Origin of the sequence: Enterococcus sp., assembly GCF_022711995.1 — a bacterium.
Classification (GTDB): domain Bacteria; phylum Bacillota; class Bacilli; order Lactobacillales; family Enterococcaceae; genus Enterococcus_D.
The window spans coordinates 1-23,146 of the sequence record NZ_JALAHI010000031.1; the positions used below are offsets into that span (position 1 = coordinate 1).

The 23,146-nt window shown below is 40.3% G+C and carries 18 protein-coding genes and 1 tRNA gene; 12 read left to right on the plus strand and 7 right to left on the minus strand.

What is annotated here, in order from left to right:
* A partial coding sequence (locus tag Q0A12_RS02625) for an FctA domain-containing protein (protein ID WP_291291158.1) occupies positions 1–622 on the plus strand: 622 nt, incomplete at its 5' end.
* Positions 623–920: 298 nt separating this feature from the next.
* On the opposite strand, the gene Q0A12_RS02630 is transcribed toward Q0A12_RS02625, so the two are convergent.
* A complete protein-coding gene (locus tag Q0A12_RS02630) occupies positions 921–1,370 on the minus strand; it encodes a DIP1984 family protein (RefSeq protein ID WP_291291159.1) in 450 nt (149 codons plus the stop codon).
* A 491-nt stretch (positions 1,371–1,861) separates the two neighbouring features.
* Here Q0A12_RS02630 and Q0A12_RS02635 point away from each other — a divergent pair, with 491 nt between their 5' ends.
* Positions 1,862–3,487, plus strand: a complete 1,626-nt coding sequence (locus Q0A12_RS02635) for a peptide ABC transporter substrate-binding protein (RefSeq protein WP_291291160.1) — start codon at positions 1,862–1,864, stop codon at positions 3,485–3,487.
* 137 nt (positions 3,488–3,624) lie between these two features.
* Here the strand turns inward: Q0A12_RS02635 and Q0A12_RS02640 are convergent, their stop codons facing one another.
* The 3 genes from Q0A12_RS02640 to Q0A12_RS02650 form a co-directional block, all read right to left on the minus strand.
* A complete protein-coding gene (locus Q0A12_RS02640) occupies positions 3,625–4,908 on the minus strand; it encodes a cytochrome P450 (protein WP_291291161.1) in 1,284 nt (427 codons plus the stop codon).
* Between the two features lie 115 nt (positions 4,909–5,023).
* Positions 5,024–5,105 (minus strand) — tRNA-Leu (locus tag Q0A12_RS02645).
* A 340-nt stretch (positions 5,106–5,445) separates the two neighbouring features.
* Positions 5,446–6,339, minus strand: a complete 894-nt coding sequence (locus Q0A12_RS02650; protein WP_291291162.1) for a neutral zinc metallopeptidase — start codon at positions 6,337–6,339, stop codon at positions 5,446–5,448.
* A gap of 211 nt (positions 6,340–6,550) precedes the next feature.
* Here Q0A12_RS02650 and Q0A12_RS02655 point away from each other — a divergent pair, with 211 nt between their 5' ends.
* Genes Q0A12_RS02655 through Q0A12_RS02675 form a run of 5 tightly spaced genes read left to right on the plus strand, consistent with a single transcriptional unit; the run spans position 6,551 to position 10,902 of the window.
* Positions 6,551–8,188, plus strand: a complete 1,638-nt coding sequence (locus Q0A12_RS02655) for a PTS sugar transporter subunit IIA (RefSeq protein WP_291291163.1) — start codon at positions 6,551–6,553, stop codon at positions 8,186–8,188.
* On the plus strand, positions 8,185–8,616 hold the full coding sequence (locus Q0A12_RS02660) for a PTS sugar transporter subunit IIA (protein ID WP_291291164.1): 432 nt from the start codon (positions 8,185–8,187) through the stop codon (positions 8,614–8,616). The genes Q0A12_RS02655 and Q0A12_RS02660 overlap by 4 nt, the downstream gene beginning before the upstream one ends.
* Before the next feature lie 12 nt (positions 8,617–8,628).
* A complete protein-coding gene (locus Q0A12_RS02665) occupies positions 8,629–8,910 on the plus strand; it encodes a PTS sugar transporter subunit IIB (protein WP_291291165.1) in 282 nt (93 codons plus the stop codon).
* Between the two features lie 2 nt (positions 8,911–8,912).
* On the plus strand, positions 8,913–10,163 hold the full coding sequence (locus tag Q0A12_RS02670) for a PTS ascorbate transporter subunit IIC (protein ID WP_291291166.1): 1,251 nt from the start codon (positions 8,913–8,915) through the stop codon (positions 10,161–10,163).
* Between the two features lies 1 nt (position 10,164).
* Positions 10,165–10,902 (plus strand): SIS domain-containing protein, encoded by a 738-nt coding sequence (locus Q0A12_RS02675; RefSeq protein ID WP_291291167.1) that lies wholly within the window; start codon positions 10,165–10,167, stop codon positions 10,900–10,902.
* A 152-nt stretch (positions 10,903–11,054) separates the two neighbouring features.
* On the opposite strand, the gene Q0A12_RS02680 is transcribed toward Q0A12_RS02675, so the two are convergent.
* Positions 11,055–13,196: a helix-turn-helix domain-containing protein gene (locus Q0A12_RS02680; RefSeq protein WP_291291168.1), complete on the minus strand. Its 2,142-nt coding sequence runs from the start codon at positions 13,194–13,196 to the stop codon at positions 11,055–11,057.
* Between the two features lie 224 nt (positions 13,197–13,420).
* On the opposite strand from Q0A12_RS02680, the gene Q0A12_RS02685 reads away from it, so the two are divergent.
* The 4 genes from Q0A12_RS02685 (at position 13,421) to Q0A12_RS02700 (ending at position 19,691) form a co-directional block, all read left to right on the plus strand.
* Complete coding sequence (locus Q0A12_RS02685; protein ID WP_291291169.1) at positions 13,421–14,788, plus strand: extracellular solute-binding protein; 1,368 nt, start codon at positions 13,421–13,423, stop codon at positions 14,786–14,788.
* Positions 14,789–14,871: 83 nt separating this feature from the next.
* Positions 14,872–15,765 (plus strand): sugar ABC transporter permease, encoded by an 894-nt coding sequence (locus Q0A12_RS02690; protein WP_291291170.1) that lies wholly within the window; start codon positions 14,872–14,874, stop codon positions 15,763–15,765.
* A gap of 9 nt (positions 15,766–15,774) precedes the next feature.
* Positions 15,775–16,605: a carbohydrate ABC transporter permease gene (locus Q0A12_RS02695; RefSeq protein ID WP_291291171.1), complete on the plus strand. Its 831-nt coding sequence runs from the start codon at positions 15,775–15,777 to the stop codon at positions 16,603–16,605.
* Entirely contained in the window at positions 16,602–19,691 is a 3,090-nt protein-coding gene (locus Q0A12_RS02700) for an alpha-mannosidase (RefSeq protein WP_291291172.1), read from the plus strand. Before Q0A12_RS02695 ends, Q0A12_RS02700 begins: the two co-directional genes overlap by 4 nt.
* A gap of 50 nt (positions 19,692–19,741) precedes the next feature.
* Here Q0A12_RS02700 and Q0A12_RS02705 read toward each other — a convergent pair whose 3' ends face one another.
* Complete coding sequence (locus Q0A12_RS02705; RefSeq protein WP_291291173.1) at positions 19,742–20,581, minus strand: aldo/keto reductase; 840 nt, start codon at positions 20,579–20,581, stop codon at positions 19,742–19,744.
* Between the two features lie 140 nt (positions 20,582–20,721).
* The gene (locus Q0A12_RS02710; RefSeq protein WP_291291174.1) at positions 20,722–21,549 is read right to left on the minus strand and encodes a manganese catalase family protein; all 828 of its coding nucleotides are present in this window, start codon (positions 21,547–21,549) and stop codon (positions 20,722–20,724) included.
* A gap of 190 nt (positions 21,550–21,739) precedes the next feature.
* Between Q0A12_RS02710 and Q0A12_RS02715 the strand changes: the two genes are divergently transcribed.
* A complete protein-coding gene (locus tag Q0A12_RS02715) occupies positions 21,740–22,687 on the plus strand; it encodes a magnesium transporter CorA family protein (RefSeq protein WP_291291175.1) in 948 nt (315 codons plus the stop codon).
* Positions 22,688–23,146: the final 459 nt, after the last annotated feature.

A 23,146-nucleotide genomic window follows, 5' to 3' on the forward strand; every position in this document is an offset into this window, starting at 1 on the left:
AGATAGCACGATTGACTATGACACGACCGAAGTGCCAGTGACTGTAAATGTGAAAGATAATGAAGGACAACTGGAAGCAACAGCTAGTTATGAAGGCAATGCGGTCTTTACCAACGACTATATGCCAAAAGCTGGCAGTGTAGTGTTGGAAGCTGAGAAAGTGTTGACTGGCCGTTCACTAGTCGCAGGAGAATTCACCTTTGAATTAGTCGATCAAGAGGGGCAAGTGATTCAAAGTCAAACTAACGATGGTAGCGGAAAAGTTTACTTTGATGCGATTCCGTACGAAGAGGCTGGTGACTACAATTACACGATCCGTGAAAAAGCCGGAGAAGATAGTACAATCACTTATGATGACGCAGAGATTCCAGTGACCGTAAATGTCAAAGATCAAAACGGAACATTGGAAACAAAAGCAGCTTATGGCAGTGACCCAACCTTTACTAACAGCTACACGCCAGAAAAAGCTCCTGATCCAGCGATAAATCAGAATACAAAAACACCGACGAAGAAAAATGAATTACCAAAAACCGGTGAAACGTATCAAATCAGCTGGATGCTGTTAGGATTGCTGCTAGTAGGCATCGTAGTAGTGGTATTTCGCAGACAGAAAAGAAAGTAATTAGCTAAAGAATGAAAGATTCCTTGATCTGTTTTCCAAACTGGAAACGGATCGAGGCGTCTTTTTCTTTTGGAAAAGAACTTCTATGAGCAAAAAAACTCTGCTTACCTTTTGGAAAACAAAAGATAAACAGAGGCACCCCACCTTGTCAAACCAGCACTTGGTCGTTAATTGAAAAATATAAGTTGTACGCTTGTAATTGATCAGCAGTCATTAAACTGGTCCCTGCCAGACCCCATTGGTGTACATATAAGCCTGTACCTGCTTTGTGCTCGCTTTTGACTCCCACCCAGCTGTTTTATAAATCAACCAGCCAATTTGTTTGTTGAATCTGTCCGTCTAATTCACGTAAGGCTTTTGCGGTTTGATTCAAACGGTCGGTGATTTGCTTGGTATCGATCGTTCGGATCATGCGAATCTCATTACGTCCCATCCGGGGAGCAATCTTGGCTGCTTCCAAGGTTGCCGTCAGCATCGCATGCTGACGCCTAAAAGCTTCCCGTTTCTCTAATGCAGCAGCAATCGTTTCTTGTTCACCGATTTTGGCAACCGCGTTTCGCTGATTGATTGCAATGACCAACTGGGCAAATTCTTGGTTTGTTGTTTCATAATCCAACAGTAAGTCGTTGGTGCTGCGGTCTAACGTATCGCCTTCTTGGATCACGGCACTACTGGCAATCTCTTCTCGTAACAGAGTGAGTCTGGATTCAAGATCTCTTCGTAGTAATAATGCTTCAGCAAGTTTCATTGATTTCATCCTTTCGAGCAAGGTTTCTTTTCTTTATCCTAGAAAAAAAACACTAAGCTGGCAAGTATTTGCCCTCCAAAAAGTCTCGAAGCCATTGTTGAAAAAGATTGAAAATTCTAAAAATAGTTTGACTTGAAAAACGAGGAATAGTATACTCTTATCAATTCAGTAGAATATAGGACATTGATGAGAAGAGTAGCTTTGATGACTGTTTAAAGAGAACCCGGGTTGGTGAGAAAGGGGACAGATCGCTAAGTGAAGATGAGCTCAGAGTCTTTTAACTGGTTTACGCTGGTTAGACGGAACGCAGCCGTTATCCTGCCGAGTATGAATACGTACTGATGAGGTGTTATTTGTAAAAATGACACGAAAAAGGGTGGTAACACGAAGTCTTCGTCCCTTTGTTGATCAATGATGATCAGCAAAGGGACGAGGATTTTTTTATTTAATCAAGCTTGCAACTTGCAAGTGAAAAGGAAAGAGGAGAGTAAATGAAAAAGGGCTTGGTTGTTGTGGGGATTTTAAGTTTTTTGTTAGCAGGATGTAGCACGACTGGATCGTCCGCAAAGGAGACAGATCCAGAAGTTCAAGAGATTTCGGTCAGCTTACCGGCAGAGCTGACGACATTAGATACGACGCAAACAACGGATAAAGTTACGTTTACCGTCATCCAGCATCTTTTTGAAGGGTTGTATCGTTTTGATGAAAAGAGTCAGCCAGTTCCCGGTTTGGCAGAAGAAGCAGTCATCAGTGAAGATGGCAAGACATATACCTTTAAATTAAAGGAAGAAGCCAAATGGAGTGATGGGCAGCAAGTGCAGGCAGCAGATTTTGCTTATGCTTGGAAGAAGTTGGTTGATCCTAAAACCATGGGACCTAATGCGTATCTTTTAGACAATGTTGTAAATAGTCAAGACATTCGCGAAGGAAATGCAGATATTGCGACGATTGGCTTAGAAACACCGGATGAAAAGACCTTTGTCGTTCATTTGGAACAGCCGCAACCTTCTTTTTTATCGGTGGTGTCGATTGGCTGGTTAGCTCCGCAAAGACAGTCTTATGTTGAAGAAAAAGGTACGGCATATGGGAAAACAAGTGAAGACTTGCTCTATACGGGACCTTTCATTCTGAAAGATTGGCAACAGACCGGCGCAGAATGGACGCTTGCCAAAAATCCTGAGTATTACGATCAAGCGGTAGTTAAGTTGGATAAAATCAAAGGTTCCACGATCAAAGAGGAGAATACGGGAATCCAATTGTTTGAAAGCGAGGAGTTGGATCTGCAAAAAATCAGCGGACTCTATGTGCAACAGTACCAAAATAATGACTCCTTAGTCACTCAAAAAGATATTGCCAACTACTTTTTAGATTTTAATAAACAAGCAAATAAACCGCTGGCAAATGTCCATCTCCGTAAAGCAATCGCTTTGGCAATTGATAAAGAGAGTCTCGTGAATGATGTGTTGAACGATGGAGCAAGCGTCTTGAATGGCCTTATTCCCAGTGGGCTTTATACCAATCCGAATACCAATGAAGATTTTCGCGCTTATAGCGGGGACTACAATGAATACGATAGTAGCAAAGCACAAGCAGAATGGACACAAGCGCAATCAGCTATCGGTGACAAAATCGAACTGACTTTATTGGTAACAGATGATGATCATGGGCAAAAAATCGGTGAATATCTGCAAAATCAGCTTCAAGAACATTTGCCTGGTTTGACGATTACCATCAATAAACAACCACGAACGAATTTGAATCAATCACGAGCAGATGGTCAATATGAGTTGTCGATTTCTGGTTGGATCGCTGGCAGCAGTGACTTGGACTCTTATTTCAATTTATACAAAACAGGCTCTTCTTATAATTACGGTGGCTATGCCAATGAGAACTATACGGCATTGACAGAAAACGCACGTACCGTGGATGCCAATGATCCAGATAAAGTATTTGAAGATTACAAAGCAGCAGAATCCATTTTGTTAGCAGAAGATGCAGCTCAAGTTCCCCTCTATCAAAGTGCATCCAACTATTTGATCAAATCAACAATCAAAGATATCCAATTTCCCGCATACGGTGCCTATTTTTATTTCCGTACGGCATCTGTAGAGAAGTAATCAAAAAACGCAACCCTAAACGGAAGTCTCTCTCCAAAAATCAGACGAAAAATCGAACTTTTGGAGGAAACTACACGAAAAAGGGGTGCGTTTTTGTGAGCTGCGCTTAATAACCACGAGCAGTCAATGATCAGTAGTTACTCATTTTCTGTGGTCGTTTCAGCTTCTTTAAATAGGAGAACTTTACTTTCCGGATAGGTTGGAAAATGATTCATTGGAATTTCCCAATCTTGTTCAGGAACTTCAAAATGATACTGATTGACCAATAAATCACTGAACACGCGTAACGTATGCAAGGTGATCCATTCGCCAGCACAGCGATGCATCTTACGGAAGTCGCCGCCTCCTTGTGCGATCATTTCATATTCTTCTTCATAGGAGATGGCTTGCGTACGACCGACAAAGCGATCCACTTTAAAATCATCTGGTTGATCAAAGGTTCGCGGATCATGATTCGTGCCATAAATATCCTGAACGACCCAACTGTCCTTTGGTATCAGATAGCCATCGATGACAACATCTTGCAGACTGATAGCTGGCATCATTGGAAAGAAAGGATAAAAGCGGCGCAATTCTTGAATAAATGAATCTTGCAAATCTGCAAAGTTTTGTTTTAATGCTTCGTAGATTGTTGTCGTACTAAAAAGCGCATGCCCCATCAAAGCGATCCAAACGGTCAAAGCAACCGTAGGGCGGATAATATTTAATAAATCGACGGCTGCGACTTCGATTGGGAGTAAATTGCCTTCAAGATCAGTGGCAGTAGCAAAAGTATAAAGGGCTAACGATTCTTTGCCAGCAACAGGATGTTGACGAGCTTCTTCAATCAGTTCTTGGGCCCATTTCTCTGATTTTTTGCGGTCTTCGACACCTTTTAAATGGGCAACAGGGGAGGTGACGGTCCCACTGATCATTGCTACTTGGTAATCAGCTAAGTCACTGATCTCTGATTGAGACAGCGAGGCTAAATTGATTCCAGACCATTCACAAATCGTTTTGAATAGCACATTTTTTGTGAGCGAAAAAAGTTCAAAGGTGCCAGATTGTTTATCTAGCTCACGGGAAAGGTTTTGTTCCAGCAAATCATGGTAATCGGTCATTCGTTCAGGTGTCATCAAGTCCATAAAGTAGTTCTTCCGATGATGATGGGCCTTGCCATCTAAAGTTTGTACGCCTTCTTCTCCCAACAAAGTTGATCGGACAAGTTTAGGCATTGCTCCTTCACGTTTAAAATTTCGTGGATCATAAAAAATTTTTGCTGCTTCTTTTCCATAGATGGCAATCACTTCTTGATTCAGAAATTTTGCTCTAACGACTGGGGCATTTACCTCAGACCGTAATTCTCCTAAGATTTCATAACCCGCATCAAAGAGTTCTTTGACCTCAGTTAGTTTGATTTTCGCTGTTGGTATTTCTTTCATTGGATTTCCTCCTGTCTTTTTCCTATTGATATACTTCTAGCTTAAGCTTTTTTATTTATTTAGACAAAAGAAACACACAAAAAAGAGCAGATCATCCAAGATGATCTGCTCAAAATGCGGAAGATGGGAGTTGAACCCACACGAGATATACTCACACGCGCCTGAAGCGTGCGCGTCTGCCATTCCGCCACTTCCGCGCATAGATAACATTAGCGCATTTTGCGAATTTTGGCAAGAAAAAAATAGGTCTGCCAGCGGGGACTGACAGACAAGGAGTAAAAAATGAAAAAGTTGGGTTGTTTGTTGGGTTACTTATATAGTAACCCGAAAATATGAAAAAATTGTGATCAACTCTTAGCGTTTTAAAGAAAAAAACAGTTGAAAAGTTAAGCGAACTTAATTTTTCGTGTTATAAAAAAGGGCCTGCCAGCGGGGACTGACAGGCAAGGAGTAAAATGAAAAAAGTAAGGTTTGTTAGTATGAATAAACTATACCGCCGAAATGTGAAAAAAGAATGACTAAAAAAGAACGTTTTTGTTACGAACCATAGACCAAATCAAGATTTTTTTCATTGAAGGTGTCTCCATGCTCCAAATCACCATATTTGAACCCCCGATTAAACCATTCAACCCGTTGTTTTGAAGTCCCGTGAGTAAAGCTATCCGGCACGACATACCCTTGGTATTCCTTTTGTAACGTATCATCGCCGATGGCATTGGCAGCGGTGATCGCTTCTTCGATATCACCAGCTTCTAAAATCGGCTGTCCATTATAGGTTTCTCCTTGCAAATACTTGGCAAATGTACCGGCTAAATAATCGGCTTGTAATTCCAAGCGAACACTATATTGATTGTATTCTTTTTCAGAAACCTGTTGGCGGATCTTATCGAGTTGCTGCGTAATCCCAAGTTCGTTTTGTACGTGATGGCCAACTTCATGCGCAATGACATAGGCCATGGCAAAATCTCCATTAGCACCATACTTTTGAGAAAGTTCAGTTGCAAAACTTAAATCCAGATAAACGTTTTGATCGGCTGGACAATAAAAGGGACCAACTTGAGAAGTTGCATTCCCGCAAGCCGATTGGACACTTCCTGTAAATAAAACCAGTTTTGGATCTTGATACGCTGTCTGTTCTTCTTTAAAGACACCATTCCAATAATCTTCCAAATGACCAAATACGACAGCAGAGAATTCTTTTTCCTCCGTATATTCATCTGAAGCCACATTTTCTGTTTGATAATTGGCTGCTTGTCCGCCACCCAAAATATCAGTAACAGAATTTAAATCCCCTCCGCTAAAAAGAAAAAAGAGGACAGCAATAACAATTGTACCGATACCACCACCGGCCATTATTTTTCCTCCTGAACCTGCGGCACGACCCGAACGGTCCTCCACATTGGAACTTTGTCTACCCCCACGCCATTTCATTTTGTTTCCTCCTCATTTGATTGATTAGATTTATTATAAGAGAAAACGAAGAAGATGAGAAAAGTTTGGCTTGCTTTAGGAAAGGAGATGGAAAAACAAGGTGCTCATTTCGAAGTGAAAGGGTGTACACATCTTTTAATCATTTTTTAATCTAACAATTGGTCTTCATATTTGTTAAGGTGTCACTAGAATAAAGGTAGAGGGTGAGCAAATGAAAAACAATTATTCTTTGATCGAAGAACGACGCATGCAAATCTTTAAACGGCTGATCAATGGCGAGCACTTGAGTTACCAGCAACTTTCTGATGAGTATTATGTTTCCAGAAGCAGTATCGCCAAAGATATTGCTTATCTAAAAACACTGTTTGTCAAAGAAAATTTACTGTTGCGTTTCGATAATTCTGGCACTTATTTTCACGGAAGCGAGTCCCAGATCCAGCGAATGTTGAAGCGATTTATTCTTCTTACCATGGAGCAAGGGGAGAACCTTTCAGTACTGACGAATGTGTCCTTATTTGAAAAAATAAATGCTGCCTTTCGCCATTCAATTACTGAAAAGCAAATGGAGATTCCAGAAAGTTATATTCAAAGCATCGTGGTTTCAATCTTGCTAATTGTCGAGCGTTCGAATCAAGCAAATCAGCTGGATATAGAAGAGAAGCGTCAATTTGGAAAATTATTTTTAGAATTTGACAAGTATCCATTGATTTATGAATTATTGAAAGAAATTGAAGAACAAGGGATCTACCGTTTTTCATCAAAAGAAGTTCAATATTTAACCTACCTCATTGTAGGTAGTGGCTTACGCTTTTTTATGAAGAACGAAGCAATTCCATTCTCCTTTCGTGGGAAAGTCAGAAATCTGATTCAAAAAGTCAGTGAGGGAATCCAGATTGATTTGACGCAAGACAGCCGCTTAGAAGAAGATTTGACCATTCATTTATACCAGCTACTTTTGCGCATCGAAGCCCAAACCACTGTAGTTAACCCGCTGCTAGATGAGATCAGGCAGCATTATCCGGCATTATATGGAGTCGTTTGGTTTTCTTTGAACGATTTTCTGAAGGCATATCCTATTGGAATTTCTGAGGATGAAATTGGATTTGTGTCGATTCATTTCCAAGCTGCAGTAGAACGGATGCGGCAATTGAATAAAATCGTTTTTGTTTGCCCGAATGGTGTTGGTACCAGTTCTTTTGTCTCTGCCAAAATTCGGCGAATATTGCCTAATGTCGACAGTATTGAAACCGCTTCTGTTGCTAAGCTCAAACAGATGGATATTTCTGCCATCGATTTCATTATTTCCACGATCGATTTACCTGATGTCTCCAATCCAGTTGTTCGGATTTCGCCGATGGTGACCAATCGAGACATGAAGCGAATCATGAATCACTATATCGATTTGATTATTGATAATGAACCGATTGCGGATAAGGTGAAAATCCTGCAAGATACGCGGATGCTGATTGCACCGAAGATTTATTTTGAACGATTTGAGACCAAAGAACAAGCACTGGATTTTCTGATCAGCCAAAATGACTTTTCGTCGGAAAATCAGCGAACGAATTTTCAGCATTCCGTCTTAGAACGAGAAGCATTGCAGTCGACCTATTTAGATAACGGTTTTGCCATACCTCATGGCAATCCTGAGTTTGTTTCAAAAACGACCTTTTCTGTATTGATCTTGGATCGTCCCGTTGATTGGGGCAACCAAAAAGTCGATATCATCGTGTTACTAATGATACGAGAAGATGAGGCGCAAGAAGTAGAACCTGTCATGAAGTTGATCATGCAAGGGATCGAAGACAAAGAATGGTTCATCTCAAAAATGTTGGAGGTAAAATCATGATCAATTTAAAAAAATTACTGCCTGAAGATCATATCGAGACCACGAATCAACTCATTACTTGGCAAGAAGCAGTTCAATTGGCAAGTCAGCCGCTATTAAATGAAAAAGCCATCGCTCAACAATATGTCACCAATATGATCCAAAGCGTTGAGGAGAACGGTCCGTATATGGTATTGGCTGATTACTTTGCATTGATGCATGCTCGCCCAGGGGAAGGGGTTTATCATCAAGGGATGAGTTTGTTAGTGACAAAAAACGAAATCGATTTAGCTGGCAAGCCGGTCCGTATTTTTCTTGTTTTAGCTGCAAAAGACAATCAAAGTCATTTGCAAAGTTTACAGGAAATCATGGAAGTGTTTATGGATCAGGAAAAGTATCAACTTATTTTAAATGGTGACAAAAAACAGATTTGCCAATTATTCCAATAGGAGGAAAAGAAGATGAAAATTTTAGCTGTGTGTGGATTTGGTGTTGGAAGTTCAATGGTGTTAAAGATGACGATCGATAAGGTGATTAAGGAACTGGGGCTGAATGCGACTGCTGAGAATACGGATTTGTCTACTGCAAAAGCAACTCCTGCAGATGTTTATTTTACAAGTCACGAATTATTGAATGACCTGCAAGCTTCAGTCAAAGCACCTGTCTATCCTGTCAAAAAATATATGGATGTCGCTGAAGTCAAAATGCAAATGGAAAAGTTTTTAGCTGAAAGAGAGGGATAATCATGAGTTTTATCACAGATCATATTTTAAAGAATCCGCCAGTATTGCTGGGGCTGATTGCGATGATCGGGTTGGTGGTGCAACGAAAACCTTTTGCCGAAGTGGTGAAAGGCTCGTTGACAGCAGCCTTTGGGATGGTAGCATTGACCGCAGGGGTCAATATGCTGACGGGAACGATCGCGCCAATCAACACAGCGGTTCAGACACAGTTGGGGGTTCAAGTAGCCGATGGACTTTCTGATGTGACCTTCACAGCAGAATATGGGGGAACTGTTGGGTTAGCCATGTTTTTCGGATTGATATTGCACTTATTAATTGCTCGCTTTACGCCTGTTAAGACGATTTTCTTGACGGGTCATATGTTATGGTGGTTCCCATTTGTAATCGTTGCGGGTGGGGTTGAAGGTGGAATGTCGGGGATTCCATTATTGATTTTAGGAGCTGTTTTATCTGCTTGTTATTGGTCATTTATGCCTTGGATTATGCGGAAATATGTCTGGGATGCCACTGGCGATGATTCGTTCTTGATTGGACATCCTACAGGGATCTTATCGATGGTGTCTGGCTTCGTGGCAAAACGAGTAGGGAACAAAGAAAAATCGACAGAAGATTTAAAAGTACCAGAAAACCTGTCCTTTTTCCGTGAAATTTCCATTACAGGTGCCTTGGTGATGTTTTTGATGAATATTGTTGTAGGAATTATCGCACCAGTTCTTGTTCCAGAAGGTGGGAATCTGGTCATGTTTGCTGTCGAAGCAGGCTTGAACTTTGGCGCAGGACTCTTGATTATGCTTTATGGCGTCCGCCTCTTGATCAACCAAATTATTCCAGCTTTCCAAGGGATCGCCGAAAAAGTCGTCCCTGGAGCCAAACCAGCGTTTGATGTACCGATCCTTTTCAATTATCGTCCGAATGCGGTAATTATTGGCTTTATCGTAGCAATGATCACCTCAACGATCCTTGTGATCATTGTCAATACGACGAATGTTTTTGGAATCTTGATCGTGCCATTAGTGATCACCAGTTTCTTCGAATGTGGCGGCGCAGCAGTTATTGGAGAAGGGCAAGGCGGCTTGCGTGGCGCAGTCATTGGTACCATTGCCGCATCTTTTGTGATGGTCTTGTTAGTTGGTGTATCTGCTGTTCTATTCAGCACAACGATTCAAAACTGGATTCTGATCTTTGGTGGCAATGACTTGTCACTTTGGGGAATCATTGGCCGTGGTCTCGGCAGTCTATTTGGGGGAATTTAATATGTATCAATATGTTGATAAAATTCACGCGTTATTAGAAATTGTTGAAACAAAGGAACAGCATGCAATCGATGAGGCGATTCGTCTCTTGACTACAGCAAATCTAGAAAAACGTTCGATCTATATTTTTGGGGCCAGTCATGCGGGGATCTTGGCAGAAGAAATGTATTATCGCGCGGGAGGGATGATGACGATCAATGCGATCTTTGGGAGAGAACTGATGTTGGATCGCAGTCCCATCACCTTTACTAGCAAAATGGAACGACTAGAAGGTTACGGCACCGCATTAGCGGAAATCCAGCCCTTCAAAGAAGGGGACGTGCTGATTTTACACTCAGTTTCAGGTCGTAATCCCGTCATAATCGATTTAGCACTAGCAGCAAAAGAAAAAGGCGTCAAAATTATCGCTTTAACAAATAAAACGTATTCGCAATCAGTCACTAGCCGCCATTCTTCGGGCCTTCGCTTGTTTGAAGTCGCAGATCTTGTGATCGATAACCATGGGGAAATTGGTGATGCAGGTTGTCAGATTAAGGGGATGGATCAAAAAGTGGGGCCTACTTCAACGGTTATTGGCGCTACAATCCTCAATACCATTATCGTCGAAGTTTGCCAACACTTGAAACAAGCAGGAATCGATTATCCACCCATCTTTTATTCCGCAAATATGGATGGCGGCGATGAATTGAACCAATCATTGTTTGAACAATACAAAGAAGCCATTCATTATCAGTTGTAACGATATAAATAACTCAATTCTTTATGAAAAATAATCTGAACGACAAATTAGTTTACTTCTCAGAAAACGAATTTATTTGAGAAAATGATTTCGTTTCAAGCAGAAGTCGAATGTTGTTCAGATTATTTTTGTGTAAACGAATTTTTTAATCCTTATTGCATCTTGTAAGCACGAAAAGTTCCTGGAGTTGTTCCTTCAAACTGTTTAAACACACGGATGAAAGAATTAGTATTTTTAAAACCAACTTTGCGGGCAATCTCGTTAATGGATCCTTCTTCTTCAATCATCAGCTGTTTAGCTTTCTCAACACGCAATTGATTAACGTAAGGTTTGAAAGACATGGATAGTCGTTCTTTAATCAGTCGACTTAAATAGGCCTCACTTAAATGAAATTGCTGGGCAATATCGGTTAAACTGAGATCATTGCAATAGTTGTTATTGATAAATTGAATGATCTCGTCTATCTTGGACACACTCATCTTTTCATCTGCTTTGATCAAGGTTATCAACTTGTCAAATATAGTATAAATAGTCTGCTTCACTTTTGGATCAGAAAAGCTTTTCTTTAAGTAAAGAAAATGATTTTTATTCTGCTCATAAAACTCTTGGTAAGAAATTTCTTTGACCACTGCTATTCGTTTTATTGTCAAGGTAAGTGCTGTCGAAAACTCCTGAAGAAAACCTAATGAACGATCATTGGAAATATTGGTCTCGACAATTTTTTGTAGCAGTTCTCTGGCGTGGATAAAATCATCAACTTTGAAATATTGGATCAACAGCTGCTCCTCATCAACGGTATAATCAATTTTGTGAAAAGCATTCGTTGCCAAAATGGGTGTTTGATGGAATCGATCTTCACTGAGAAATTCGTCCGCCCAATGACAGGTTTCATGAAATACTTCAATAAAATGTTCGAGTGAATGAAATGGCTTGGAAAAGAGATAGGTCATTCTCAAATTTAAGCTGTTTTCAATTGTTTTTTTTAGTTGATCAATCTCCTTCATAATCTGTGAATATTTTTGATCGTAAAAGAGAATGACAAAATATTTTTCAGAAAAACTGATAATATCAAAAGGTTCGATACAAATGTTTTTTCTAATCAACTGTTTGCGGACTTGAATGATCTCTGCTTCATTAAAATCAGCTTCTTCTGCCATCTTACCTGAGAATGTCAAAAAAACAAAGTTGCCACTCTTTTCAATTCCTCTAAGATTAAAAGATGGTAGCAGACACTTGCTCATTTTGTAGGTATATTTTCCAAAAAGTAGGTTCTTTAAGAAAAGCTCCTTTACTTCTTCAGAGACAGGGGACTGTAGCTGATTGATTGAACTTGATGATTCGATCATCTGATGCAATGCTAAGTTGATATCATCTACAGTTAAAATATCAACATTGCTTTTCTTGATTTCATTTAAGATATCTAGATAGGGACGGTACATTCGCTTACTTAAAAAGAAGACAATCAAAGCACCTAAAATAATCAAAACGATCAAAGGAAGGAGAAAGGAAGAGAGCGTGGAAAGAGGGAAACTTCCTTTGGATATTGTCTCTAATTGATAGTATGCAAAAGGAATTACTTCAGAATTTTTTGTAAAAACTATTTTGGATGATTGTTTATTCTGTTGAATGGTATTTTGTGTAAAATCAGTAAGCTTTGGTGTATCAGTTTCATTAATATAATACTGTTGATCGATTACTTGTAGTTTTTGATTTATCGGAGACAATAGTTCGTTTTTTTTCCAATAAGCAAAGAAATAGAGTGTCTGAGATCCTACTTGTTCCTTATGAAGTAAAATCAACCGTTGATTGAGGGTTTCGAATATGGAAGAGCTGAAACTGGCATCTAAGAGCATTTCAGAGAGAAGACCAGTTTTTGTTTCAATATTTAAAAAGGAAAAAAAGTCGTTGTAAAAAAAATAGCCATCAGAACTGACGGTGATATGGTTTTCTGGATTTAGGATTCCGATGGAATATTCAAACTGGTTCATTAATAAGTAGTTTTCGCGAATTTCATCATACATCTCTGAAAATAGCGCATAATCATTTTCTGTACTTTGTGAAAACTGAATAATACTTTCTTTTGCCACTAAAGATTTCATTGAATTCAGTGCAAAGCGGAGTTGCTGATCAATACGAAATGCACTATTATCTAATGTCATTATACTTTGTGTGGTTTGCTCTGTTTTTCGCTGATTGATTTCATTATTGATAACAATCATCATAATAAAAATAGTATAAATAATGATTACCGTTAAAAAAGTTAAGAATATCTTTTGATATGTTTTTGATTTCATAAATACTCCTTTCAAACTTTTGATAGCGTTTACATTTATTATAGGGATAAATTTGATTAAGTAAAATCATCATTATTTGAAGTTGTATACAAAACATGATATTTAGGATAAGAAATGTAGATCTCAACGAATAATGATGATATTCAATTTGCTCTAAACAAGTTATATTTAAAGCGCTTACTTAAGGCGAGCTGAAATGAAAAAATGATTTAGGAGGAACAACTATGCCAATGAAAAGAAAAGTTGCATCTTTATTGACCTTACTGACGATTCCAATGCTTTTAGCTGCATGTGGTGATAGTGGAGGATCTTCAAAGGGGAAATCGGAGGGGAAAACCGAGATAAAGATTACTTGGCGCAATACCGGGGAAAACGATAAAATGACCCAATATTTAGAAGAAACATTTATTCCACAATTTGAGAAAGAAAATGAGGACATTAAAATCGTGCTTTCTCCGATTACCGCAAGTGAGGGGGATTATTTTTCAAAAGTTGCTCTTTCTATGCAATCGGAAAGCACAGCACCTGATGTAGTGGCAGAAGATTCGTTTATGTTGAATTCTGATGCCAATGCCGGTTACTTAACCAATCTTGATGAATATGTTGCTGACTGGGATCAATGGGATAAATATACAGAAAACTTAAAGGCTGGTGTCATCGCTGAAGATGGTAGTACGTATGCCATTCCAGGAACTTCTGATTCTCGCGGGATTTGGTACAACAAAAATGTCTTTAAGAAAGCCGGTCTGTCTGAAGACTGGCAGCCAACAACTTGGGGGGAGATTATTAAGGCAGCTGAAGCAATCAAAGCTTCCGATGAGAATGTGATCCCCTTAGGATTAGGTGTGGCTAAAGCTAATGGTGAGTCGGTTTCCATGCAGACTTTCCAGATGCTCTTATATGGTACTCAAGATACATTATTTGATAGTGAAACGCGTAAATGGCAAGTGAATACACAAGGGATCATTGACTCTCTGGCTTTTATTGATGAAGTGTATAACCAGAAACAATTAGGTCCTTCTTTATCTATCGCTATTAACAGTAATTATGGATCTGTGATGTTCCAAGATAAATTTCCTAATGATGAAGTCGGCATGCTTTTAGATGGATTTTGGAGTGCAGGTAACTGGGCCGAAAATGGGGCAACTCCTGTTGAGAATATGACAGAACGCTTTGGTTTTGCAGCCATGCCTACACAAAATGGTGGTGAACCGCCATTTACGACCATGTCCGGAGGTTGGACATGGGCCATTCCTGAAAAAGCACAAAATAAAGAAGCTTCTTGGCGCGTGGTTCAGGCCCTTGGTGGAAAAGAACAGCAAGCTGCTCGTGCAATTGCTGAAGGGAATTTAACCGTCCGAGATGATTCAGCTGAAATTGACGAGTACAAGAAGCAACCTTTTATTGAACAAGCAACCTCTTTCTTGCAATATGCCCATTTCCGTCCTGCCGATGACAAATATCCAAATGTTTCCGTTGAGATTCAAACAATGGTAGAGGCGGTGGCCACTGGTAGCAAAACGCCAGAAGAAGCTGCTCGAGATTATGCAGCCAATGTGACGAGGATTGTTGGTGAGGATGCCATTGATTAAGTAAATATAGGAGAAGGACTTGTTGAAAACGATCCGACTAGGGTCTAACGTTCCTTCTCTTTTTACTAAGAAAGGAGAAAAGAATGGAACATTCGCTAAATCGAGAGCAACAAATGTCCAATAGTAAAAAAGCGTTGATTTTTTTATTTCCCAGTTGGCTCTTACTGCTGATATTTTTTGTTGGTCCAGTTATCTTAACTTTTATCTTTTCCTTCACGAACTTGGCTCTAACCGGTGCTGAAGCAAGTCAATTACGGTTCATCGGCTTTGAAAACTTTGTACGCATGTTCAATGATCCGGCTTTTCAAACTAGTGTCGTAAGAACCTTGATTTTCGTCATTTTTTCTGCAGTGATTGGTCAATGTTTCTTAGGTTTTTTGATTGCATTTATGATGCGGGAGAAAAATCGTGCCTTTCGACGAGTCGTCGGTCTGATCATCATCGCCGCATGGGTTACGCCGGAGGTCGTTGTATCCTTTTGCTGGGTTGCTTTTTTAGGGGACAGCGGAACAGCTAATTGGCTGATGGGACTGATGGGATTAGAGCCGGTTGCCTGGCTGTTTGCGTTTCCTATGATCAGCGTTGTGATTGCCAATATTTGGCGAGGAACCGCTTTTTCAATGATGGTGTTTCAATCCGCTTTAGATGAGATTCCTAAGGAAGTGGAGGAAGCTGCAGTTATGGATGGCGCCAGCCGCTGGCAAGTGATTCGAAAAATTACGATCCCGATGGTCAAAGGTACCATTGCAACGAATTTGATGCTCGTCACTTTGCAGACATTGGGTGTCTTCACGTTGATTTATACTATGACTGGTGGAGGTCCCGGTAATCAGACTGCGACCTTGCCGGTCTTCATGTACAAACAAGCTTTTGTGAGCTATCAGCTAGGATACGGAACAGCGATTTCGCTGGTCTTACTGCTGATTGGTGCTGCAGCAAGCTTGATTTATATGAAAATGCTGAAAGTGAAAGTGTAGGTGGAAAACATGGTAAAACGCAGTGAAAAATTGGAGACCATAATTCATTATCTGCTTTTGGCAGTATTAGCCTTGTTGTTTTTGCTCCCACTGTTGTGGATGCTGATTGCTTCTGTTGATCCAGGCGCTATTCAAACTTTGAAATTACCTGAAGCAGTTTCATTTGAAAATTTTACTTCGATCCTTTCTGATCAAACCATTATTCGGTCATTCGGAATCGGCTTGCTTTTGTCCGGCTGTCAATCGATTTTAGTTGTTGTCTTATGTGTTTTGGCAGCATATCCTTTGTCAAGATATCAGTTGAGATATAAAAAAAGTTTTTTAATGGCGGTACTATTCATGACCTCATTACCGATGACTGCTGTCATCGTGCCGGTCTATCAACTGTTTATCTTTTTGAAGTTTCAAGATTCGTTACTGGCAGTGACATTCTTCTTGACGGCGTCCTCACTGCCTTATGGTATTTGGATGATGAAGAACTTTATGGATTCAGTACCAATCGACTTAGAAGAGTCCGCTTGGGTCGATGGAGCCTCAACATGGCAAGGGGTACGAAAAGTCGTAGCGCCGCTGATGGTTCCAGGTATTTGTACGGTTGGTATTTTTACTTTTACTGGAAGTTGGGGCAACTTCTTTGTTCCTTATATTTTGATTCAATCACCCGAAAAAATGCCGGCATCAGTCTCCATCTTTCAGTTTTTCGGCAACTTCGGTATGGTCAATTATGGCCGTTTAGCCGCTTTTTCGGTGCTGTATACCTTACCAGTCGTCATTTTATATGCTTTGTCACAAACGTACATGTCTAAAGGATTCAGCATGGGAGGAGCGACGAAAGGATGAAAGATCCATTTCATACGACAAAAAAATTAACGAAACGAATCGCTGAATTAAAAGCGTATCGTTTTCAAAAAATACAAGACCTGACAATGTGGTCGGCAAAAGAAGATAAATCAAAAACGGAACAACACCCACCAGAAGAGTGGGACTTTACACTTTCAGTTGGCGATTTCTGGCAAGGGAGAGACCGTTACATTTGGGCTCATTTTGAATTGGCGGTTCCAGACGAGGAAGACTTATGGCTGCTGATAGATTTTGGTCGTACAGGTGGTGGCTATAATTCAGGCTTTGAGTCCTTGCTGTTGATCGATGGTGAACCTTATCAGGGGGTCGATTCGAATCATACAGAGATTTTTCTGGCGGATCATTACCGAGGAAAAACCATCCGACTTGATTTAAAACTATGGTCGGGATTGGAAGGCGGTGGGGCTGAAGTCATTCAACGCCATGAGTTTCGGCAAGCTTGCTTGGCAAAACGACACTTAGCTGCTGATGACTGTTTCTTTCTCGCTGATATGATGGCGAAAACTATCGATGGGTTACCAGAAAATGATCCGATACGATACAAGCTATTGAACCTTTTAGATGATGCCTTTCGTTTGATTCAGTGGCAGGTACCCGGATCTATCTCTTTTTACCATAGCGTTGGGGAAGCTGATCATTATTTAAATCAAAAACTGCAAAAAATACCTAAACTTTCGGAGATCACTGTGACAGCTATCGGCCATACACATATCGATGTTGCTTGGCTGTGGCGGCTCAAGCATACAGGAGAAAAAGCTGTCCGCAGTTTTTCAACGGTTTTACGTTTGATGGAACAATACCCAGAATATATTTTCTTGCAAACCCAACCTCAGCTATACAAATATGTCAAAGAAAGCTATCCAGCTCTTTATGAGAAAATCAAAAAGAGAATCAAAGAAGGCCGTTGGGAAGTGGACGGAGCCATGTGGCTGGAAGCCGATTGCAATATACTGTCAGGCGAATCATTGGTCCGTCAGATACTCCATGGGAAAAAATTTGTGAAGGAAGAATTTGACAAAGAAATGCATTTCTTGTGGCTTCCGGATGTGTTCGGTTATTCTTGGGCATTGCCTCAAATTTTGAAAAAATCAGGTATTGAGACGTTTATGACGACCAAAATCAGCTGGAATCAATATAACCGGATGCCTCATGATACCTTTTATTGGCGGGGGATCGATGGGACAGATATTTTGACGCATTTTATCACTACACCAGTTGATGGTAAAACTGATGAATGGGCGGAAGAATGGTTTTATACCTACAATGGAACGCTTTCTCCTGAGACCGTTCAAGGTATTTACGACGGATATCAAGACAAGCGTTTGAATCAAGAATTTCTGCTATCTTACGGTCACGGGGACGGCGGGGGCGGCGTCACTAGAGAGATGCTGGAAAATCGCCGCCGCCTTGACCAGATTCCAGGATTGCCGCAAGTCAAAACAGGAAAAGCGAAAGCCTTTTTTGAACGACTGCATCAGACAGTAGAACAAAATAAGCCACTGGTCTCTCGTTGGGATGGCGAATTGTACTTGGAATATCATCGAGGAACCTATACCTCGCAAGCGTTTGTCAAAAAAATGAATCGAAAAGCTGAAATTGCGTTACGGGAACTTGAGATTCTCTATACATGTTTAGCAGCCAGCAAAGAAGACGAGTATCCTAAAGCGCTGCTTTTTGAAACATGGGAGACGGTTATTCGGAATCAATTTCACGATATTATTCCTGGTTCTTCGATCAAAGAAGTTTATCAAGACCATAGAGCAGAGTTTGCCGTCGTGACTCAGACGATTCAACATTTATTTGAAAAATTAAATGAACCTGCTAGTCAAAAGTATACAGTCATCAATACAGCTGGCTGGTCACGGAATGAATTGGTTGAACTTCCTCTTTTACAAGAAGGCCGCTTTATTGATTCACAAGGAAAAGAACTTCAAGCTTATTTTGATGGAGAAAAACAGGCTGTTCTTGTGGCAAATGTTCCGCCTATGAGTCAGGTGATGATAGAGTTTCAACCGATAGCAGAAAGTAAAGATATCAAACCGCTCGCTGTGTTCACAGAGGGGGCGCTTGAGACTGATCGTTTGCGAATTTTATGGGAAACATCGGGAAATTTAATCAGCATTTTTGATAAGAAATTGAGTAGAGAAATGTTGAAAGGAAAAGGGAATGTTTTTCAGCTATTTGAAGACAAACCTTTAAATTATGATGCATGGGACATCGATAGTTTTTATCAAGAAAAAGGAACAGTGCTTCAAGCCGATAAAATACGATTGCATTCAAATAATGCGCTTTACGCTTCCGTAGTATTTGAGTATACGTTTGGTAATTCGCAGATACATCAGGAAATGCGGGTCTATGCTTATACACAACGAATCGATTTTTTAACAAACGTTTCATGGCATGAACGCCAACAGCTGTTGAAGATAAACTTTGATGCAGCAATTCGATCAACTGATGCAGTATTTGATATTCAGTACGGAAATGTAAAACGAGCTACCCATGCTAATACCAGCTGGCAATTGGCTCAGTTTGAAACAGTAGGCCACCAGTGGGCAGATCTTTCAGAAAAATATTGTGGGGTAAGTTTATTGAATGACTGTAAATATGGTTATACTGTTAAGGAAAATCAATTAAGTTTGACCTTGCTTAAAGGCGCTATCTATCCTGATCCAATGGCTGACGATGGCGATCACGAATTTACTTACAGTTTTTATGCCCACGAGTACGATGCCATCGATGGGGGAACAATGGAAGAAGCATGGTCCCTCAACTCGCCATTAACGGTTATTAACGGAGAACATTCTTGGTTGCTTCCGTTGCAAATAGACTGTGAAACCTCCGTTACCATCGACGCCATCAAGCAAGCAGAAACCGGCAAAGGGTGGATTTTACGTTTACATGATCACACGGGAGGAACTAGAAAGGTTACATTGCAGTTGCCAAGCAGTTTTTGGCAAGAAACAGATTTAATGGAGATACCTTTAAATAATCAGCAGTGGAAAGACAAAGTCTCATTTACCTTGTCACCCTTTGAAATAAAGACATTTCATTTTGAGTTGAGATAAACTAAAACCAGCAGCTTCTCCATTTATAGCGGAGAAGCTGCTGGTTTTGTTTATTCAAACTCTTCATATTCATTTGGATCTTGACCTTCAATACGGCCGTCTTCTTTGTTCAAGCGATTGATTGCTTTGATTTCTTCTTCAGTCAATTCAAAGTCAAAAATAGCTAAGTTTTCTCGCTGATGGTTTAGGTTTCGAGATTTTGGCAGTGGGAGAATGCCACGATCAACGTGCCAGCGTAAGATGATTTGTCCCGCCGATTTTTGATATTTATTTGCTAGATCAGTGATGATGGATTCTTTGAGCGCCGCGCTGCCGCGACCTAATGGACTCCAGGCTTCAGTAATGATCCCGCGTTTTCTGTTTTCTGCTACCATTTGTTCTTGGACCCAGTACGGATGGATCTCGATTTGATTGATGGCTGGTGTGACACCAGTTGCTTCAATAATGGCATCTAAATGTTCAGGCTCAAAGTTAGACACGCCAATGGAACGAATCAATCCTAATTTTTGCGCAGTCACTAATGCTTGCCACGCTTCGATGTACTTACCGCGTTTTGGCAGGGGCCAGTGGATCAAAAAGGCGTCAAAATAATCCAATCCCATGCGCGCCAGCGATTCTTGAATGCTCGTCAATGCATCATCATACCCGTGATATTTTCCTGGTAATTTTGAAGTGACATAGAACTCAGAACGAGGCACGCCGGATTGGTGAATCGCTTTGCCGACGATGCCTTCATTGTCATAATTGGTTGAAGAATCAATCAGACGATAGCCGTCTGTGATTGCTGCCTGCAACTGATTTAAGCCTTCGCCGCCGCGGATTTGATAGGTGCCGATGCCCACGGCTGGACGTAAATTGCCATCATTTAGTGTAAGTAAAGGTGCTTTCATATAATGATTCCTCCTTTTTTTATACATTCTACTCTAACGCTTTTTTAGCTTTAAGGTAACCAACTTGCTCAATGAGACAAGAAAAGAGCAATGATTCCTTGTGAAGGGAATCATTGCTCTTTTTATTCGTTTCGATCAATTTATTTTTCAGGGGGTGTGCCGTACATTTTTGGTGTGACAGGATCTAGTTTTGGTGCTTTGCCTTCAACTTTAGGAGTAGAAAGCCATTGGTATTCACCTTCGCCATCAAGTGCTTTTCCTTTTGCCCAAGAGCCTTCTTTACTTTGGTCTCCTTCAGAGAAATTGTAAAAGTCATAGGCGATATCTAAACGCTCTTCGTTACGAGGGAAGGTACTTGGTACAAGAATCGTACCTTCTTTTTCTTCCAGTTCTTTGACAGCTTGTGCCCAAAGGTTTTGGTGATAGCTGTCTCGAGCTAATAGCACGGATAATAGATCTTTCACTCCACGGTCATCGATCATTTCATAGATACGAGCGACTTGTAATCGTCCTTGTGATTCTGCGTTTAAGTTAGCGCGGAAGTCTGCCAGTAAATTACCGCTGGCAATGATATATGCACCACTCCATGGATTCCCGACACTATCAGCTGGACGAGGTCCTAAGCCAGCAACGATTGCGTGTTGTGGGTTCATTCCAGAGATAATTGCGCCAATTGTTGGGTCTTTTTTCATTGCGGCTTCCTGATCTTCTACAGGGGCATCTTCTAGTAAGCGAGCGACCATGGTCGCAAGCATTTCCACGTGACCGATTTCTTCCGTTGCGATGTCCATCAACATATCTTTATATTTTTCTTCTCCACGGCAGCTCCAGCCTTGGAAGAGGTACTGCATTGCTACACTCATTTCGCCATACTGGCCACCGATCAATTCTTGAAGATACTTCGCAATTAACGGATTTGGTTTGTCTGGTTTTGCTTCGAACTGTAGTTCTTTTTGATGTAGAAACATAGTTGTCCTCCTCTAAAATGATTTTTATTGGGCCCAAAAATATTCTCTCACGTTTATTTAGAATGGTCTAATCAAACGCTTGCTTTGTTTTCATATTGATACAAATCGTTGAAATAGCGCTTTTCTTGACAAAAAGCAGTCATCATTAGATAGTTGAAGAGAAGTGAAGGAGTTAAAGGAGAGAGGCAAAATGTATTCGTACTATAAAATCGAACAGAACCAAATCAGAGAATCATCCGAAGACGATTATAATTGGTTGGTAGTCAAACATGGGAATGAAGAAGAGAAAAAAGAGTTGCTGACACTTTTTGATTTGCCGGAAGATATTTTTATCGGTTCCGATGAACCAGAAGAAGTTTCCCGGTTAGAACATTTGCGAGACACCAAATTAAACAATCCGTTTCTTTATACATTGATCGATCTTTCTGCCAATCATCAAGAACGCATTGAAAAACGCCTAGAACCTGTCACATTTATTCTTTCCAAAGGATTGATGATCACCTATGTTTCTAGAGAATCAAATCTCGTCGAGCGGTTGATTGAGAAACATGGGAGTGAAATTCGACGTTTTGAGGATATCATTGCTTATGCTACATTAATGATCTACACCCACTACATCAATGGGTTAAAAGAGATAAAAAAACAAATTGATCAATTAGATGCGGCTGCTCGTAAAACCACCGAAAATAACGAGCTTTTTAATTTAGCGGATACAGAACGTGATATGGTTTATTTGGATCACACACTGAAAGATCAAAATCTGACTGTAGATCATCTGATGGAACGCAAAGAATTCTTGGAACGCCTTGATAATGATTCCCTGGTTTATGATATTAAATTGCGGCAGAAATTTGCAAATAAGCTAGTTACGATCTATCGTGATTTATTGGAAACTATCGGTGGTCTCTTCTCTGATATGATGGATAACAATTTGAACCATTTGATGAAGTATTTAGATTCAGCTGCATTAGTGGTGGCAGTCCCATCGCTGATTGCCGGACTCTGGGGAATCAACACCGGCGGATTACCGGGAAAAGATAATACAGTGGGAACGATCCTAGTCTTCGGATTAGCTGTTTTAGTTGCCATTCTTACGGCTATTTATCTTTCAAAGAAAGATTTTTCAAAAACGAAATAATCAAGCAACTTTGCCTAGTATTGAATGCTGGGCAAAGTTTTTTTGTGGCAAATGTGAGGAGCGTTTGGGTTCCAGTCTTGAAAAGCAGGAACCATCAGTTGACGTTGTACTGTCCAGATCAATAGTCAATAAAGGTGTCTGCCTTTTCAATCAATTTTCATTTGATGGCTAGATCGCTATGAAAGAAGCCATGCTTGTCAATTTTAGATGATCCAAAGATGCGCATCTTAGCTTTACGCGTTGTCTATACAGTTTTGAAAACGGGATTAAAAATGGAAACAAGCGCTCATCTTTCGTTTACAATGCTTATAAAAAAGGGGATATTAAAAGAAGGAAGGACAGCACAATTTCTCTCTGATTTTTTTGTGATAAAAAAACGGTTTCATCAAATTGTAGTGATTTTTTAACCCGGAAAACCGGTTGTTATCGATTACAAAAATATGGCTTAATCCTTTATAT

Bases quoted from the DNA above. Each gene is read 5' to 3' on its own strand.
- Q0A12_RS02680 (WP_291291168.1), bottom strand. From the start codon at position 13,196: ATGAAATCAAAAACATATCAAAAGATATTCTTAACTTTTTTAACGGTA.
- Q0A12_RS02660 (WP_291291164.1), top strand. From the start codon at position 8,185: ATGATCAATTTAAAAAAATTACTGCCTGAAGATCATATCGAGACCACG.
- Q0A12_RS02650 (WP_291291162.1), bottom strand. From the start codon at position 6,339: ATGAAATGGCGTGGGGGTAGACAAAGTTCCAATGTGGAGGACCGTTCG.
- Q0A12_RS02690 (WP_291291170.1), top strand. From the start codon at position 14,872: ATGGAACATTCGCTAAATCGAGAGCAACAAATGTCCAATAGTAAAAAA.
- Q0A12_RS02655 (WP_291291163.1), top strand. From the start codon at position 6,551: ATGAAAAACAATTATTCTTTGATCGAAGAACGACGCATGCAAATCTTT.
- Q0A12_RS02685 (WP_291291169.1), top strand. From the start codon at position 13,421: ATGCCAATGAAAAGAAAAGTTGCATCTTTATTGACCTTACTGACGATT.
- Q0A12_RS02630 (WP_291291159.1), bottom strand. From the start codon at position 1,370: ATGAAACTTGCTGAAGCATTATTACTACGAAGAGATCTTGAATCCAGA.
- Q0A12_RS02665 (WP_291291165.1), top strand. From the start codon at position 8,629: ATGAAAATTTTAGCTGTGTGTGGATTTGGTGTTGGAAGTTCAATGGTG.
- Q0A12_RS02705 (WP_291291173.1), bottom strand. From the start codon at position 20,581: ATGAAAGCACCTTTACTTACACTAAATGATGGCAATTTACGTCCAGCC.
- Q0A12_RS02695 (WP_291291171.1), top strand. From the start codon at position 15,775: ATGGTAAAACGCAGTGAAAAATTGGAGACCATAATTCATTATCTGCTT.
- Q0A12_RS02640 (WP_291291161.1), bottom strand. From the start codon at position 4,908: ATGAAAGAAATACCAACAGCGAAAATCAAACTAACTGAGGTCAAAGAA.
- Q0A12_RS02710 (WP_291291174.1), bottom strand. From the start codon at position 21,549: ATGTTTCTACATCAAAAAGAACTACAGTTCGAAGCAAAACCAGACAAA.
- Q0A12_RS02700 (WP_291291172.1), top strand. From the start codon at position 16,602: ATGAAAGATCCATTTCATACGACAAAAAAATTAACGAAACGAATCGCT.
- Q0A12_RS02715 (WP_291291175.1), top strand. From the start codon at position 21,740: ATGTATTCGTACTATAAAATCGAACAGAACCAAATCAGAGAATCATCC.
- Q0A12_RS02635 (WP_291291160.1), top strand. From the start codon at position 1,862: ATGAAAAAGGGCTTGGTTGTTGTGGGGATTTTAAGTTTTTTGTTAGCA.
- Q0A12_RS02670 (WP_291291166.1), top strand. From the start codon at position 8,913: ATGAGTTTTATCACAGATCATATTTTAAAGAATCCGCCAGTATTGCTG.
- Q0A12_RS02675 (WP_291291167.1), top strand. From the start codon at position 10,165: ATGTATCAATATGTTGATAAAATTCACGCGTTATTAGAAATTGTTGAA.